General features: G+C 63.5%; 25 protein-coding genes. All 25 read left to right on the top strand.

The window, feature by feature from the left end; genetic code table 11:
• Positions 1-53: 53 nt before the first annotated feature.
• Complete coding sequence (rpsJ, locus tag N2605_RS20935; protein ID WP_002712302.1) at positions 54-362, top strand: 30S ribosomal protein S10; 309 nt, start codon at positions 54-56, stop codon at positions 360-362.
• 52 nt (positions 363-414) lie between these two features.
• Positions 415-1,128 (top strand): 50S ribosomal protein L3, encoded by a 714-nt coding sequence (rplC, locus tag N2605_RS20930; RefSeq protein ID WP_025036993.1) that lies wholly within the window; start codon positions 415-417, stop codon positions 1,126-1,128.
• A gap of 1 nt (position 1,129) precedes the next feature.
• A complete protein-coding gene (gene rplD, locus N2605_RS20925; RefSeq protein ID WP_018647243.1) occupies positions 1,130-1,750 on the top strand; it encodes a 50S ribosomal protein L4 in 621 nt (206 codons plus the stop codon).
• On the top strand, positions 1,747-2,049 hold the full coding sequence (locus tag N2605_RS20920; protein ID WP_025036992.1) for a 50S ribosomal protein L23: 303 nt from the start codon (positions 1,747-1,749) through the stop codon (positions 2,047-2,049). The genes rplD and N2605_RS20920 overlap by 4 nt, the downstream gene beginning before the upstream one ends.
• A gap of 12 nt (positions 2,050-2,061) precedes the next feature.
• A complete protein-coding gene (rplB, locus tag N2605_RS20915) occupies positions 2,062-2,895 on the top strand; it encodes a 50S ribosomal protein L2 (RefSeq protein ID WP_024342450.1) in 834 nt (277 codons plus the stop codon).
• A 12-nt stretch (positions 2,896-2,907) separates the two neighbouring features.
• On the top strand, positions 2,908-3,186 hold the full coding sequence (gene rpsS / locus N2605_RS20910) for a 30S ribosomal protein S19 (RefSeq protein WP_008136357.1): 279 nt from the start codon (positions 2,908-2,910) through the stop codon (positions 3,184-3,186).
• Between the two features lie 10 nt (positions 3,187-3,196).
• Positions 3,197-3,583 carry a 50S ribosomal protein L22 gene (gene rplV / locus N2605_RS20905; protein WP_008549264.1) on the top strand — a complete coding sequence of 129 codons (387 nt, stop codon included), beginning with the start codon at positions 3,197-3,199 and terminating at the stop codon, positions 3,581-3,583.
• 17 nt (positions 3,584-3,600) lie between these two features.
• Positions 3,601-4,326: a 30S ribosomal protein S3 gene (rpsC, locus tag N2605_RS20900; protein WP_036011029.1), complete on the top strand. Its 726-nt coding sequence runs from the start codon at positions 3,601-3,603 to the stop codon at positions 4,324-4,326.
• Between the two features lie 30 nt (positions 4,327-4,356).
• Positions 4,357-4,770, top strand: coding sequence for a 50S ribosomal protein L16 (gene rplP, locus N2605_RS20895; RefSeq protein WP_008136349.1), 414 nt, complete (start codon positions 4,357-4,359; stop codon positions 4,768-4,770).
• Between the two features lie 5 nt (positions 4,771-4,775).
• Positions 4,776-4,982: a 50S ribosomal protein L29 gene (gene rpmC, locus N2605_RS20890; RefSeq protein ID WP_025036989.1), complete on the top strand. Its 207-nt coding sequence runs from the start codon at positions 4,776-4,778 to the stop codon at positions 4,980-4,982.
• Between the two features lie 13 nt (positions 4,983-4,995).
• Positions 4,996-5,244, top strand: coding sequence for a 30S ribosomal protein S17 (gene rpsQ, locus N2605_RS20885; RefSeq protein ID WP_024342452.1), 249 nt, complete (start codon positions 4,996-4,998; stop codon positions 5,242-5,244).
• An 84-nt stretch (positions 5,245-5,328) separates the two neighbouring features.
• Positions 5,329-5,697 carry a 50S ribosomal protein L14 gene (gene rplN / locus N2605_RS20880; protein WP_007603030.1) on the top strand — a complete coding sequence of 123 codons (369 nt, stop codon included), beginning with the start codon at positions 5,329-5,331 and terminating at the stop codon, positions 5,695-5,697.
• The gene (gene rplX, locus N2605_RS20875) at positions 5,697-6,011 is read left to right on the top strand and encodes a 50S ribosomal protein L24 (protein ID WP_011088142.1); all 315 of its coding nucleotides are present in this window, start codon (positions 5,697-5,699) and stop codon (positions 6,009-6,011) included. The genes rplN and rplX overlap by 1 nt, the downstream gene beginning before the upstream one ends.
• Complete coding sequence (gene rplE, locus N2605_RS20870; protein WP_025036988.1) at positions 6,004-6,561, top strand: 50S ribosomal protein L5; 558 nt, start codon at positions 6,004-6,006, stop codon at positions 6,559-6,561. Before rplX ends, rplE begins: the two co-directional genes overlap by 8 nt.
• Positions 6,562-6,607: 46 nt before the next feature.
• Positions 6,608-6,913, top strand: coding sequence for a 30S ribosomal protein S14 (gene rpsN, locus N2605_RS20865; RefSeq protein WP_028137018.1), 306 nt, complete (start codon positions 6,608-6,610; stop codon positions 6,911-6,913).
• Positions 6,914-6,927: 14 nt separating this feature from the next.
• Positions 6,928-7,326, top strand: a complete 399-nt coding sequence (rpsH, locus tag N2605_RS20860) for a 30S ribosomal protein S8 (protein WP_024342456.1) — start codon at positions 6,928-6,930, stop codon at positions 7,324-7,326.
• Between the two features lie 16 nt (positions 7,327-7,342).
• Positions 7,343-7,876 carry a 50S ribosomal protein L6 gene (rplF, locus tag N2605_RS20855; protein ID WP_036011036.1) on the top strand — a complete coding sequence of 178 codons (534 nt, stop codon included), beginning with the start codon at positions 7,343-7,345 and terminating at the stop codon, positions 7,874-7,876.
• 11 nt (positions 7,877-7,887) lie between these two features.
• On the top strand, positions 7,888-8,250 hold the full coding sequence (rplR, locus tag N2605_RS20850; protein ID WP_024342458.1) for a 50S ribosomal protein L18: 363 nt from the start codon (positions 7,888-7,890) through the stop codon (positions 8,248-8,250).
• A gap of 44 nt (positions 8,251-8,294) precedes the next feature.
• Entirely contained in the window at positions 8,295-8,888 is a 594-nt protein-coding gene (gene rpsE / locus N2605_RS20845; RefSeq protein WP_025036985.1) for a 30S ribosomal protein S5, read from the top strand.
• Positions 8,889-8,913: 25 nt separating this feature from the next.
• Positions 8,914-9,108: a 50S ribosomal protein L30 gene (gene rpmD, locus N2605_RS20840; protein ID WP_225147670.1), complete on the top strand. Its 195-nt coding sequence runs from the start codon at positions 8,914-8,916 to the stop codon at positions 9,106-9,108.
• Positions 9,109-9,183: 75 nt separating this feature from the next.
• Positions 9,184-9,669, top strand: coding sequence for a 50S ribosomal protein L15 (rplO, locus tag N2605_RS20835; protein WP_036011044.1), 486 nt, complete (start codon positions 9,184-9,186; stop codon positions 9,667-9,669).
• 149 nt (positions 9,670-9,818) lie between these two features.
• A complete protein-coding gene (gene secY, locus N2605_RS20830) occupies positions 9,819-11,150 on the top strand; it encodes a preprotein translocase subunit SecY (RefSeq protein WP_036011045.1) in 1,332 nt (443 codons plus the stop codon).
• Positions 11,147-12,055, top strand: coding sequence for a hypothetical protein (locus N2605_RS20825; RefSeq protein WP_260342621.1), 909 nt, complete (start codon positions 11,147-11,149; stop codon positions 12,053-12,055). The genes secY and N2605_RS20825 overlap by 4 nt, the downstream gene beginning before the upstream one ends.
• Entirely contained in the window at positions 12,007-12,357 is a 351-nt protein-coding gene (locus N2605_RS20820; protein ID WP_260342619.1) for a hypothetical protein, read from the top strand. Before N2605_RS20825 ends, N2605_RS20820 begins: the two co-directional genes overlap by 49 nt.
• Positions 12,354-13,223, top strand: coding sequence for an adenylate kinase (locus N2605_RS20815; protein WP_057029636.1), 870 nt, complete (start codon positions 12,354-12,356; stop codon positions 13,221-13,223). The genes N2605_RS20820 and N2605_RS20815 overlap by 4 nt, the downstream gene beginning before the upstream one ends.
• Positions 13,224-13,369 lie beyond the last annotated feature (146 nt).

Below are 13,369 nucleotides of genomic sequence, written 5' to 3'. Positions count from 1 at the left end.
AATAGTTTCTATTCGCTATTCGCTACTCGCCACTCACTAAGAAAGATTCGGCAATGAACGGCCAAAACATTCGTATCCGTCTCAAGGCGTTCGACCATCGTATCCTCGATACGTCGACCCGTGAGATCGTGAACACGGCGAAGCGCACCGGCGCGCAGGTCCGCGGACCCATTCCGCTGCCCACCCGCATCGAGAAGTTCACCGTCAACCGTTCGCCCCACGTCGACAAGAAGAGCCGCGAACAGTTCGAGATGCGCACTCACAAGCGCCTGCTCGACATCGTCGATCCGACCCCGCAAACCGTCGATGCTTTGATGAAGCTCGACCTGGCCGCCGGTGTCGACGTCGAGATCAAGCTCTAAGATTTTGGATCCCGTTCGCCAAAAGCGGACAAAGAGAACAGGAAGCAAGCCGATGCGCTCCGGAGTGATCGCACAAAAGGTCGGGATGACGCGGGTCTTCACGGAGGCCGGCGAACATATCCCCGTGACCGTGCTGAAGCTCGGCAATTGCCAGGTCGTAGGCCACCGCACCGAAGAGAAGAACGGTTACGTCGCGCTCCAGCTCGGTTCGGGCAGCCGCAAGACCGTCTACATGCCGAAGGCCGAGCGCGGCCAGTTCGCGGTCGCCAAGGTCGAGCCGAAGCGCCGGGTCGAGGAATTCCGCGTGACCGCGGACGCCATGATCCCGGTCGGCGCCGAGATCCAGGCCGACCACTTCGTCGTCGGCCAGTTCGTCGACGTCACCGGCACCTCGGTCGGTAAGGGCTTCGCCGGCGGCATGAAGCGCTGGAACTTCGGCGGTCTGCGCGCCACGCACGGTGTGTCGATCTCGCACCGCTCGATCGGTTCGACCGGTGGCCGTCAGGACCCCGGCAAGACCTGGAAGAACAAGAAGATGCCCGGCCACATGGGCGTCGACCGCATCACCACGCTCAACCTTCGCGTCGTCCAGACCGATGTCGAGCGCGGCCTGATCCTCGTCGAAGGCGCCGTTCCCGGCTCCAAGGGCGGCTGGATCCGCGTGCGCGACGCCGTCAAGAAGCCGCTGCCGAAGGAAGCCCCGAAGCCCGGCAAGTTCAAGGTTGCTGGCGACGCGGAAGCCGCTCCGGCTGCGCAGGAGGCGTGAGATGGAATTGAAGGTCACCACCCTCGAAGGTAAGGAAGCCGGCTCCGTCCAGCTGTCCGACGCCATTTTCGGCCTCGAGCCGCGCGAGGACATCATCGCGCGCTGCGTGCAGTGGCAGCTCAACAAGCGCCAGGCCGGCACGCACAAGGCCAAGGGCCGCGCCGAGATTTGGCGCACCGGCAAGAAGATGTACAAGCAGAAGGGCACCGGCGGTGCTCGTCACGGCTCGGCCCGCGTGCCGCAGTTCCGCGGCGGCGGTCGTGCCTTCGGTCCGGTGGTGCGTTCGCACGCCACCGACCTGCCGAAGAAGGTCCGTGCGCTCGCTCTGAAGCATGCGCTCTCGGCCAAGGCCAAGGACGGCGATCTCGTCGTGATCGAGAAGGCCGCGCTGGAAGCCGCCAAGACCAAGGCGCTGCTCGGCCACTTCTCGGGCCTCGGCCTCACCAACGCGCTGATCATCGACGGTGCCGAGCTCAACAACGGCTTCGCCGCTGCGGCTCGCAACATCCCGAACATGGACGTGCTGCCGATCCAGGGCATCAACGTCTATGACATCCTGCGCCGTCAGAAGCTCGTTCTGACCAAGGCCGCCATCGATGCGCTGGAGGCGCGCTTCAAATGAGCAAGAACATCGAGCCTCGCCACTACGACGTGATCCTGTCGCCGGTCGTGACCGAAAAGGCGACGATCGCCTCGGAGCACAACAAGGTGCTGTTCAAGGTGGCCGCCAAGGCGACCAAGCCGCAGATCAAGGAAGCGATCGAGAAGCTGTTCGACGTCAAGGTCAAGAGCGTCAACACGCTGGTCCGCAAGGGCAAGGTCAAGGCCTTCCGCGGCACCATCGGCTCGCAGTCGAACAGCAAACGCGCGATCGTGACCCTCGAAGAGGGTCACCGGATCGACGTCACCACCGGTCTGTAAGGTCGTACGACGATGGCACTGAAGACATTCAATCCCACGACGCCGGGCCAGCGCCAGCTGGTCATGGTCGATCGTTCGGCCCTCTACAAGGGCAAGCCGGTCAAGGCGCTCACCGAAGGCAAGAAGTCCTCGGGCGGCCGCAACAACACCGGCCGCATCACCGTGCGCTTCCGCGGCGGTGGTCACAAGCAGACGCTGCGTACGGTCGACTTCAAGCGTGAGAAGATCGACGTGCCCGCGACCGTCGAGCGTCTCGAGTATGATCCCAATCGCACCGGTTTCATCGCCCTGATCAAGTATCAGGACGGCGAGCAGGCCTACATCCTGGCGCCGCAGCGCCTGGCGGTGGGTGACACGATCATCGCCGGCAATTACGTCGACGTGAAGCCGGGCAACGTCATGCCGCTCGGCAACATGCCGGTCGGCACGATCATCCACAACATCGAGGTCAAGATCGGCAAGGGCGGCCAGCTGGCGCGTTCCGCCGGCACCTACGCCCAGCTCGTCGGCCGCGACCAGGACTACGTCATCATCCGCCTGAATTCGGGCGAGCAGCGCCTGGTGCACGGTCGTTGCCGCGGCACGATCGGCGCGGTGTCGAACCCGGATCACATGAACACCTCGATCGGCAAGGCCGGTCGCAAGCGTTGGATGGGCCGCAGGCCGCACAACCGCGGTGTCGCGATGAACCCGATCGACCATCCGCACGGCGGTGGTGAAGGTCGTACCTCGGGCGGCCGCCACCCGGTCACCCCGTGGGGCAAGCCGACCAAGGGCAAGAAGACCCGCACCAACAAGTCGACCAACAAATTCATTCTCCTAAGCCGCCACAAGCGGAAGAAGTAAGGAACGCCGGACATGGTTCGTTCAGTCTGGAAGGGCCCGTTCGTCGAGGGTTCTCTGCTCAAGAAGGCAGATGCCGCGCGCGCGTCCGGCCGTCACGACGTCATCAAGATCTGGAGCCGTCGCTCGACGATCCTGCCGCAATTCGTCGGCCTGACCTTCGGCGTCTACAACGGTCAGAAGCACGTGCCGGTGGCCGTGAACGAGGAAATGGTCGGTCACAAGTTCGGCGAGTTCTCGCCGACCCGGACCTTCCATGGCCACTCCGGCGACAAGAAAGCCAAGAAGGCTTGAGGATTAAACGATGAGCAAACCTAAGCGCGAACGGAGCCTCGCCGACAACGAGGCCAAGGCGGTCGCCCGGATGCTGCGGGTGAGCCCGCAGAAGCTCAACCTGGTCGCCCAGCTCATTCGCGGCCGGAAGGCGTCTGCCGCGCTCGCCGACCTGCAGTTTTCGCGCAAGCGGATCGCGGTCGACGTGAAGAAGTGCCTGGAATCGGCGATCGCCAACGCCGAGAACAACCACGACCTCGACGTCGACGATCTCGTCGTGGCGCAGGCCTTCGTCGGCAATGGCCTCGTGATGAAGCGCTTCGCCGCCCGCGGCCGCGGCCGCTCGGGCCGTGTCTACAAACCGTTTTCGCAGCTGACGATCATCGTTCGTCAGGTCGAAGCTGAAGCCGCCGCTTAAGGGCGCAGGAGAACACGATGGGTCAAAAGATCAATCCGATCGGTCTGCGTCTCGGCATCAACCGGACCTGGGATTCCCGCTGGTTCGCCGGCAAGCAGGAATATGGCAAGCTGCTGCACGAGGACGTCAAGATCCGCGAGATCCTGCACAAGGAGCTCAAGCAGGCGGCCGTCGCCCGCATCGTGATCGAGCGTCCGCACAAGAAGTGCCGCGTCACCATCCACTCGGCCCGTCCGGGCGTGGTGATCGGCAAGAAGGGCGCCGACATCGACAAGCTGCGCAAGAGGGTCGCGGACATCACCTCGTCCGACGTCGTCATCAACATCGTCGAGATCCGCAAGCCGGAGCTCGATGCGACGCTGGTGGCCGAATCGATCGCGCAGCAGCTCGAGCGCCGCGTGGCGTTCCGCCGTGCCATGAAGCGCGCCGTGCAGTCGGCAATGCGTCTCGGCGCGGAGGGCATCCGCATCAACTGCTCGGGACGTCTGGGCGGTGCGGAAATCGCGCGCATGGAGTGGTACCGCGAAGGCCGCGTGCCGCTGCACACGCTGCGTGCCGACATCGACTACGGCGTTGCGACCGCGTTCACGACCTTCGGCACCTGCGGCGTCAAGGTCTGGATCTTCAAGGGCGAGATCCTCGAGCACGATCCGATGGCCCAGGACAAGAGAATGGCCGAAGGCGAGACCGGCGGCAGTGGCGACCGCGGTGGCCGTCAGCGCCGCGAGACGGCCGCTGCCTAAGGCCAGACAGGAATTTGAGGGCTTAAAGCCATGATGCAACCTAAGAAAACGAAGTTCCGGAAGGCGCATAAGGGCCGCATCCACGGCGTTGCGTCTTCGGGCGCGACGTTGGCGTTCGGCCAGTTCGGCCTGAAGGCGACCGAGCCTGAGCGCGTCACCGCGCGCCAGATCGAAGCCGCCCGCCGCGCGCTGACCCGCCACATGAAGCGCGCCGGCCGCGTCTGGATCCGCGTGTTCCCCGACGTTCCGGTGTCGAAGAAGCCGGCCGAAGTCCGCATGGGCTCCGGCAAGGGTTCGCCGGAATTGTGGGTCGCGCGCGTCAAGCCGGGCCGGGTGCTGTTCGAGATCGATGGCGTCAACACCCAGACGGCGCGTGAGGCGCTGACCCTGGCGGCCGCCAAGCTGCCGATCAAGACGCGCTTCGTCGAGCGCATTGCGGAGTAATGGCCATGGCACAGATGAAGATCGAAGACATCCGCGCGATGAGCCCCGACCAGCAGGATGAGGCCATCCTGAACCTGAAGAAGGAGCGCTTCAACCTGCGCTTCCAGCGCGCCACCGGGCAGCTCGAGAACACCTCGCGCCTGCGCGAGGCCCGCCGCGACATCGCCCGGATCAAGACCATCGCCGCGCAGACGCGCGCGAAGAAGAAGTAAGAGGCTTACGAAGATGCCGAAACGTACTTTGCAGGGCGTGGTCGTCAGCGACAAGCAAGCCAAGACCATCGTGGTGCGCGTCGACCGCCGCTTCACGCACCCGATCTACAAGAAGACGATCCGCCGTTCGAAGAACTACCACGCGCACGACGAGAGCAACCAGTTCAAGCCGGGCGACATGGTGTGGATCGAGGAAACGAAGCCGATTTCGAAGTTGAAGCGCTGGGTCGTGATCCGGGGCGAACACAAGAAAAGCGCCTGATCTGTTGGCTTTAGCCGACTGACTTCAGGGAAATGTTGAGCGCCGGCTGGGCTGGCGCAAAGAGAAAGAGGACGAGGTGCATCAATGATTCAGATGCAGACCAACCTCGACGTGGCCGACAATTCTGGCGCACGCCGTGTCATGTGTATCAAGGTGCTCGGAGGCTCCAAGCGCCGCTACGCCACGATCGGCGACATCATCGTCGTGTCGATCAAGGAAGCCATTCCGCGTGGCAAGGTGAAGAAGGGCGACGTGATGAAGGCCGTCGTGGTGCGCGTCCGCAAGGACATCCGCCGCGCCGACGGCTCGGTCATCCGTTTCGACCGCAACGCCGCCGTGCTGATCAACAACCAGTCCGAGCCGGTCGGCACCCGTATCTTCGGGCCCGTGCCGCGCGAGCTGCGCGCCAAGAACCACATGAAGATCATCTCGCTCGCGCCGGAGGTGCTGTGATGGCTGCGAAGATCCGCAAGGGCGACAAGGTCGTCGTGCTGACCGGCCGCGACAAGGGCCGCACCGGCGAAGTGTTCGAGGTTCGCCCCGACGCCGGCACCGCGCTGGTGCGCGGCATCAACATGGTCAAGCGTCACCAGAAGCAGACGCAGGCCCAGGAGGGCGGCATCATCTCGAAAGAGGCGCCGATCCAACTGTCCAACATCGCGTATGTCGGCAAGGACGGAAAGCCGACCCGCGTCGGATTCAAGATTCTGGCGGACGGCAAGAAGGTCCGCATCGCCAAGAGCTCGGGAGCTGAGATCGATGGCTGAGGCCGCTTACACGCCGCGCCTGCGCGCGGAATATGACGCGAAGATCCGCACGGCTCTGACCGAGAAGTTCGGTTACGAGAATGTCATGCAGGTTCCGCGCCTGGACAAGGTCGTGCTGAACATGGGCGTTGGCGATTCCGTCAACGACCGCAAGAAGGCCGAGACCGCCGCTGCCGAATTGACCCAGATCGCCGGCCAGAAGGCGATCGTCACCTATTCGCGCATTGCGATCGCGACCTTCAAACTGCGTGAGAACCAGCCGATCGGCTGCAAGGTCACGCTGCGCAAGGCCCGCATGTACGAGTTCATCGATCGCCTGGTGAACGTCGCGCTGCCGCGCGTGCGCGACTTCCGCGGCCTGAACCCGAAGAGCTTCGACGGCCGCGGCAACTACTCGCTCGGCATCAAGGAGCACATCATTTTCCCCGAGATCGACTTCGACAAGGTCACGGAAGCCCGCGGTATGGACATCACCGTCTGCACCACGGCCAAGACCGACGAAGAGGCGAGGGCCTTGTTGACCGCTTTCAATTTCCCGTTCCGGCAGTGAGACGCTGACTTAGAGCCTCTCAAACGCGGATACCCAGGAGCCAAGCATGGCAAAGAAGAGTTCAGTCGAGAAGAACAACCGGCGCAAGCGGATGGTGAAGAACGCCGCCGCCAAGCGCGAGCGGTTGAAGGCGATCATCGCCGACAAGACGCTGCCGATGGAGGAGCGGTTCGCCGCGACACTGAAGCTGGCGGAAATGCCGCGCAACTCGTCGGCGACCCGCATCCGCCTGCGTTGCGAGCTGTCGGGCCGTCCGCGCTCGAACTATCGCAAGAACAAGCTGTCCCGTATCGCGCTGCGCGAACTTGGCTCCAAGGGCATGGTCCCGGGCCTCGTGAAGTCCAGCTGGTAAGGAGGGTCGTTTAGATGTCTACGCACGATCCAATCAGCGATCTGATCACCCGTATCCGCAACGCGCAGATGCGTTCGAAGACCAAGGTCTCCACGCCCGGCTCGAAGATGCGCGAGAACGTGCTCGAGGTTCTGAAGGCTGAGGGCTACATCCGCGGTTACGCCACGCTCGAGCACTCCTCGGGCCGCAGCGAGATCGAGATCGAGCTGAAGTATTTCGACGGCGAGCCCGTCATTCGCGAGATTGAGCGGGTTTCCAAGCCCGGGCGCAGAGTCTACGCCTCGGTGAAGAACCTGCCGCGGGTGAACAACGGTCTCGGCATTTCGGTGTTGTCGACGCCGAAGGGGATCATGGCCGACCACAGCGCGCGCGACGCGAATGTGGGCGGTGAAGTCCTCTTCACGGTGTTCTGAGAAGGATTTTTCATCCATGTCACGAGTTGGCAAAAGGCCTGTGGCGGTTCCGTCGGGTGTGACCGCGACCGTCGATGGGCAGACCGTCAAGATGAAGGGGCCGAAGGGCCAGCTTCAGTTCGTCGTCCACGACGACGTCGAGGTGAAGCTCGAGAACGGCCAGGTCAAGGTCAAGCCGCGGACCGAGACCAACCGCGCGCGGGCCCTCTACGGCACCGCTCGCGCCCAAGTCGCGAATCTGGTCGAAGGCGTCACCAAGGGTTTCGAGAAGAAGCTCGAGATCACCGGCGTCGGCTATCGCGCCGCGATGCAGGGCAAGAACCTGCAGCTCGCGCTCGGCTACAGCCATGACGTGATCTACCCGATCCCCGAGGGGATCACGATCACCGTGCCGAAGCCGACCGAGATCACGGTGGCGGGCAGCGACGTCCAGCGCGTCGGCCAGGTCGCCGCCGAGATCCGCTCCTATCGTCCGCCGGAGCCCTACAAGGGCAAGGGCGTGAAGTATGTGGGCGAATTCATCTTCCGCAAGGAAGGCAAGAAGAAGTAACGGAGCCGGTCATGTCGAAAGCCAAGGTTACGAATGCCCGGCGCAAGCGGAGTGTGCGGCTGAAGCTGCGCCGTTCCGCCGGCGGCCGTCCGCGCCTGTCGGTGTTCCGCTCTTCCAAGCACATCTACGCCCAGGTCATCGATGACCTGAAGGGCGAGACGCTGGCCTCTGCTTCGTCGCTCGAGAAGTCGATGCGCGACGGCGGCAAGACCGGCGCCGACATCGATGCGGCGAAGGCGGTCGGCAAGCTGCTGGCTGAGCGCGCTGCAGAGAAGGGTGTCAAGGAAGTCGTGTTCGATCGCGGCAGCTATCTCTATCACGGGCGCGTCAAGGCTCTTGCCGATGCAGCGCGTGAGAGTGGGCTGAGCTTCTAACAGAATTTGAGGATTGAGGCGTAAGTCTCTGAAGGATTAGAAAAATGGCAGAACGCGAACAACGTGGTGGACGCGATCAACGCGGCGGCGGACGTGAACGCAGGGAGCGCGAGGAGCGCGACAGCGAGTTCGTCGACAAGCTCGTCCACATCAACCGCGTGGCCAAGGTCGTCAAGGGCGGCAAGCGCTTCGGTTTCGCAGCGCTGGTCGTGATCGGCGACCAGAAGGGCCGCGCCGGCTTCGGTCACGGCAAGGCGCGCGAAGTGCCTGAGGCGATCCGCAAGGCGACCGAGTCCGCCAAGCGCAACCTGACGCGGGTGTCGCTGCGCGAGGGCCGCACGCTCCATCACGACATCGCCGGCCGTCATGGCGCGGGCCGTGTCTATCTGCGTGCAGCTCCGGCCGGTACCGGCATCATCGCCGGTGGCCCGATGCGCGCCGTGTTCGAGACGCTCGGCGTCCAGGACGTGGTGGCGAAGTCGATCGGCTCGTCGAACCCGTACAACATGGTGCGCGCGACCTTCGACGCGCTCAAGCACCAGGATTCGCCGCGTTCGGTCGCAGCCCGCCGCAACATCAAGGTGTCCACCCTCCAGTCCCGTCGTATCGGCGGCGATGCCGAGGCGGCCGCCGACTAACGGAAGCTTTTCGGAGTAGACTCCCATGGCCAAGACCGCAAAGACGATCAAGGTCGAGCAGACCGGCAGCGCGATCCGCCGCCATCACTCGCAGCGTTCGACCCTGATCGGGCTCAAGCTCAACAAGATCGGCCGCACCAGCGAACTGCCGGATACCCCGGCGGTCCGCGGCATGATCGAGAAGGTTCACCATCTCGTCCGCATCATCGACGAGAAGTAAGCAAAGGCGCACGGTCCCGGAGAGCGGGAAGCGGTTTTCGGTGAAGATCGTGCGCAAGACACAAGGAGAAGGGCGATGAAGCTCAGCGATATCGCCGACAACGCCGGCTCGCGCAAGAAGCGTATGCGCGTCGGCCGCGGCATCGGTTCCGGCAAGGGCAAGCAGTCCGGCCGCGGCGGCAAGGGCCAGACCGCGCGTTCGGGCGTGCGCATCAAGGGTTTCGAAGGCGGCCAGATGCCGATGCATCGCCGTCTGCCCAAGCGCGGCTTCAACAACATCTTCCGCGTCGAGTTCGCCGAGATCAATCTCGACCGGCTCCAGGAAGCGGTCGACGCCAAGAAGATCGACGCCGGCAGCGTCGTCAATGTCGAGGCCCTGGTGAAAGGCGGCGTGCTGCGCCGCGCCAAGGGCGGCCTGCGGCTGCTCGGCCGAGGCGAGCTCAAGTCCAAGCTCAACATCGAAGTGCACGGCGCCAGCAAGACCGCGATCGCTGCGGTCGAGAAGGCCGGCGGCTCGGTGAAGATCCTCGCCCAGCCCAAGGAAGAAGGCGAGGCGGCGTAACAACTGCGTCATTGGCCCGCGGCGCGCGGGCCTTTACGCATGCGGGACGTGGACTTATCGAAGCCGAGCCCCAGATAATGTCCGGCGTCCGCTAATTCAGCCCGGCCGCGGGCATCAACGGCGCAATAGGCGGCGGGAGAAAGTCCAAGATGGTCTCTGCAGCGGAACAACTGGCAGCCAATCTCAATTTCGGCGCGTTTGCCAAGGCCGACGAACTGAAGAAGCGCATCTGGTTCACCCTGGGTGCGCTGCTCGTTTATCGGCTCGGGACCTACATTCCGCTGCCCGGCATCGACCCGAGCGCCTGGGAACAGGTGTTCCGCTCGCAGGCCGGCGGCATCCTCGGCATGTTCAACATGTTCGCCGGCGGCGGCATCAACCGCATGGCGATCTTCGCGCTGAACATCATGCCGTATATCTCGGCCTCCATCATCATCCAGCTGTTGACCACGGTGTCGCCGCAGCTCGAAGCGCTGAAAAAGGAAGGCGAAGCCGGCCGCAAGACGCTGAATCAGTATACCCGCTATCTCACGGTGATCCTGGCCGCGTTCCAGTCCTACGGCATCGCGGTAGGACTTCAGGGCGCCGGCAATGTCGTCAGCGAACCTGGACTGTTTTTCCTGCTCTCGACCTCTATCACGCTGACCGGCGGCACCATGTTCCTGATGTGGCTCGGCGAGCAGATCACCTCGCGCGGCATCGGCAACGGCATTTCGCTGATCATTCTGGCCGGCATCGTCGCCGAGTTGCCCGCGGCACTCGCCGGCATGCTCGAGCTCGGCCGTCAGGGCGCGATGTCGACCGGCCTGATCCTGGTCGTCATCATCATGGCCGTCGTCGTGATCGCCTTCATCGTCTTCATGGAGCGCGCCCAGCGCCGCCTCTTGATCCAGTATCCGAAGCGCCAGGTCGGCAACAAGATGTTCGAGGGCCAGTCCTCGCATCTGCCGCTCAAGCTCAACACCTCCGGCGTGATCCCGCCGATCTTCGCATCCTCGCTGCTCCTCTTGCCGACGACGGTTGCGAACTTCAACACGGGTAGCGGGCCGGAATGGTTCCAGTGGATCACGACACAGCTCGGCCATGGCCGTCCGCTGTTCCTGATCATGTATCTGGCGCTGATCGTGTTCTTCGCCTTCTTCTACACCGCGATCGTGTTCAACCCGACCGAGACGGCGGACAATCTGAAGAAGCACGGCGGTTTCATTCCCGGCATTCGCCCGGGCGAACGCACCGCGGAATACATCGACTATGTGCTGTCGCGCATCACCGTGCTGGGTGCGATTTATCTCGCCATCGTCTGCTTGATCCCGGAAATCCTGATCTCCTACGCTTCGGTGCCGTTCTATTTCGGCGGCACCTCGCTGCTGATCGTCGTCAGCGTCACCATGGACACGGTGGCGCAGGTCCAGGGCTATCTGCTGGCGCACCAGTATGAAGGTCTGATCCGCAAGTCCAAGCTGCGGGGCCGCCGTAGATGAGCAGGGAGCTCGCGCGCCGAATCGCTTTCACGATCGGCGCGCTGCTCCTTTTCAGGCTCGGCACGCAGATCCCGATTGCGGGACTGAATCTCTCCGACGTCTCGCCGGCGCTGGATCTCGTCTCCCGGCTTTCGATCTTTGCGCTCGGCCTCATTCCCTATCTGACTGCGGCAATCTTGATCCGGCTGCTGTCCATGGTGTGGCGCGGCCTGAGTTCGCTCGAACGATCCGGCGAGGGCGGACGGCGTAAGATCGCACGTGCCACGCTCGGGCTCACACTCGGAATTGCGGCCTTTCAGGCCTACGGCATCGCCTCGGCACTGACGTCGATCCCGGGCCTCGTCAAAAATCCCGACGGCTGGTTCGTGACGACGGCTACGGCCTCGATGGTCGGCGGCGTCGTCGTGCTGGTGTGGCTCAGCGAACAGATGACCCGCTACGGCATCGGCAATGGCTTGGCGCTGATCTTGAGTGCCGGCTTCATCGTCGCCGTTCCGCAAAACATTGCCGGTATCGCGGATCTCGTGAGGAGCGGGACGATCTCGGGCAATCTTGTGCTCGGCCATGTCGTGTTTTGGATCGCGATCGTCGTCGTGATCGTGCTTGTCGAAGGTGCGCGGCGAAATATCCGGGTCCAGTTCGCAGCACAAAGCGTCGGTACGCGGCAACTGCCTGTGCGCGATGCAGTACTGCCGATCAAGCTCAACAGCGCCGGGTTCGTGATTCCCGTCACCGTGGCGCCGTGGATATTCTATCTGCCGCTTGCCTTTGCGGGCTTCATCCTGGGAGGCGATCATCCCCTGGTTGCCGCAACCTACGGCATCTCCAGCTGGGGCAGCCGGCGCACCTCATTCTCGTGTCGATCGCCGTGTTCGTGCTCGCCTTCGTCTACACTGCTTATGTGATCGATCCCGAATACACCGCCAAATCCCTGACCCGCCATGAGGGCGCAATTCCCGGTGTCGCTCCCGGCGAGGCCACCGCGGACTATCTCGATCGCGTCGTGTCATTGACGACAGTCGTCGGAGCCGTCTACCTGACGGCGTTGCAGTTGATTCCAGAGGTGTTCGAGCTTTACGGGATCGGGCTGCCTTATAGTATGGTCGTCAATGGTGGTGCAGTGCTGGTTGTGGTTTGCACCGTTCTTGATATCAAAACGCAGGTGCGCGAGGTGTCGCTCACCAATCCGGGGGGCGTACGCCGATGAGAATTATACTTCTGGGACCGCCGGGGTCGGGCAAGGGGACCCAGGCCCAGCTCCTGGTGCAGCGCTATGGCATCGTCCAGCTCTCGACTGGCGAGATGCTGCGTGCCGCGGTTGCGGCCGGCACCCCGGTCGGGTTGAAGGCCAAGGAGATCATGGCGAGCGGCGGCCTCGTGCCCGATGACGTCGTGGTGGGAATCATTTCCGACCGCATCGAGCAGCCGGACGCCAAGAGCGGTTTCATCCTCGACGGTTTCCCCCGCACCGTGCCGCAGGCCGAGGCGCTGGATGAGCTGCTCAAGCGCAAGCACCTCAAGCTGGACGCCGTGATCGAGCTCCGGGTCAATGAGAGCGCGCTCCTGAGCCGCGTCGAGACCCGCGTCGCCCAGATGCGGGAGCGCGGCGAGGAGGTCCGGCTCGACGATACCCCGGAGGTCCTGACCAAGCGGCTGGCCAGCTATCGCAGCCAGACGGAACCGCTGATTCACTATTATTCCGAGCGGCGGAAGCTCTCGACCATCGACGGCATGATGACCATCGACGAGGTCACCCGCGCCATCCACCGCCAGCTGCTGGCTCTGGGGGCGGTCGAGCCCAAGACGCATGCCCGGAGCGCCGCCAAGGCGGCGCCGGCTAAAAAGGCCCAGGCGGGGAAGAAGGCGGCGGCAAGGCCGGCAAAAACGGCCAAAAAGGGCGTCAAATCGGCTAAAAAGGCCGCCAAATCGGCGGTGAAAGGCCCAAAGAAGGCGGCCAAGAAAGCCTCCAAGAAAGCCACCAAGAAAACCGTCAAGAAAGCAGCCAAGAAGTCGGTCAAAAAGGGTGCCAAAAAGGCCGCAAAAAAGGTCACGAAAAAGCGAGCCAAGCGCTAGCAGCGGTTGACGAAAGCCCCCGGAATCCCCTAATAAGCCCCGCATCCAAGTCGGATAGTTTCAGACGATGCCGGGCCCCAGGAAGACCGGGGGTGGGCGTCGTGTTCGCGTTTGTGAACACCTGCCCGAGAAAGCAAGCACTTAAA

This window comes from Bradyrhizobium yuanmingense, assembly GCF_025200905.1.
Lineage (GTDB): Bacteria > Pseudomonadota > Alphaproteobacteria > Rhizobiales > Xanthobacteraceae > Bradyrhizobium > Bradyrhizobium yuanmingense.
The sequence above is the reverse complement of the archived record's forward strand: the minus strand, read 5'-3'. Positions and strand labels throughout refer to the sequence as shown.

Excerpts from the sequence above, each read along its gene's own strand:
- rpmD (WP_225147670.1), top strand. The coding sequence starts at position 8,914 with ATGGCCAAGACCGCAAAGACGATCAAGGTCGAGCAGACCGGCAGCGCG.
- rplD (WP_018647243.1), top strand. The coding sequence starts at position 1,130 with ATGGAATTGAAGGTCACCACCCTCGAAGGTAAGGAAGCCGGCTCCGTC.
- rpsQ (WP_024342452.1), top strand. The coding sequence starts at position 4,996 with ATGCCGAAACGTACTTTGCAGGGCGTGGTCGTCAGCGACAAGCAAGCC.
- N2605_RS20815 (WP_057029636.1), top strand. The coding sequence starts at position 12,354 with ATGAGAATTATACTTCTGGGACCGCCGGGGTCGGGCAAGGGGACCCAG.
- rplF (WP_036011036.1), top strand. The coding sequence starts at position 7,343 with ATGTCACGAGTTGGCAAAAGGCCTGTGGCGGTTCCGTCGGGTGTGACC.
- rplX (WP_011088142.1), top strand. The coding sequence starts at position 5,697 with ATGGCTGCGAAGATCCGCAAGGGCGACAAGGTCGTCGTGCTGACCGGC.
- rpsH (WP_024342456.1), top strand. The coding sequence starts at position 6,928 with ATGTCTACGCACGATCCAATCAGCGATCTGATCACCCGTATCCGCAAC.
- rpmC (WP_025036989.1), top strand. The coding sequence starts at position 4,776 with ATGGCACAGATGAAGATCGAAGACATCCGCGCGATGAGCCCCGACCAG.
- rplB (WP_024342450.1), top strand. The coding sequence starts at position 2,062 with ATGGCACTGAAGACATTCAATCCCACGACGCCGGGCCAGCGCCAGCTG.
- rplC (WP_025036993.1), top strand. The coding sequence starts at position 415 with ATGCGCTCCGGAGTGATCGCACAAAAGGTCGGGATGACGCGGGTCTTC.
- secY (WP_036011045.1), top strand. The coding sequence starts at position 9,819 with ATGGTCTCTGCAGCGGAACAACTGGCAGCCAATCTCAATTTCGGCGCG.
- rplP (WP_008136349.1), top strand. The coding sequence starts at position 4,357 with ATGATGCAACCTAAGAAAACGAAGTTCCGGAAGGCGCATAAGGGCCGC.
- rplE (WP_025036988.1), top strand. The coding sequence starts at position 6,004 with ATGGCTGAGGCCGCTTACACGCCGCGCCTGCGCGCGGAATATGACGCG.
- rpsC (WP_036011029.1), top strand. The coding sequence starts at position 3,601 with ATGGGTCAAAAGATCAATCCGATCGGTCTGCGTCTCGGCATCAACCGG.
- rplV (WP_008549264.1), top strand. The coding sequence starts at position 3,197 with ATGAGCAAACCTAAGCGCGAACGGAGCCTCGCCGACAACGAGGCCAAG.
- rpsE (WP_025036985.1), top strand. The coding sequence starts at position 8,295 with ATGGCAGAACGCGAACAACGTGGTGGACGCGATCAACGCGGCGGCGGA.
- rplR (WP_024342458.1), top strand. The coding sequence starts at position 7,888 with ATGTCGAAAGCCAAGGTTACGAATGCCCGGCGCAAGCGGAGTGTGCGG.
- rpsJ (WP_002712302.1), top strand. The coding sequence starts at position 54 with ATGAACGGCCAAAACATTCGTATCCGTCTCAAGGCGTTCGACCATCGT.
- rpsN (WP_028137018.1), top strand. The coding sequence starts at position 6,608 with ATGGCAAAGAAGAGTTCAGTCGAGAAGAACAACCGGCGCAAGCGGATG.
- rpsS (WP_008136357.1), top strand. The coding sequence starts at position 2,908 with ATGGTTCGTTCAGTCTGGAAGGGCCCGTTCGTCGAGGGTTCTCTGCTC.
- rplN (WP_007603030.1), top strand. The coding sequence starts at position 5,329 with ATGATTCAGATGCAGACCAACCTCGACGTGGCCGACAATTCTGGCGCA.
- rplO (WP_036011044.1), top strand. The coding sequence starts at position 9,184 with ATGAAGCTCAGCGATATCGCCGACAACGCCGGCTCGCGCAAGAAGCGT.
- N2605_RS20825 (WP_260342621.1), top strand. The coding sequence starts at position 11,147 with ATGAGCAGGGAGCTCGCGCGCCGAATCGCTTTCACGATCGGCGCGCTG.
- N2605_RS20920 (WP_025036992.1), top strand. The coding sequence starts at position 1,747 with ATGAGCAAGAACATCGAGCCTCGCCACTACGACGTGATCCTGTCGCCG.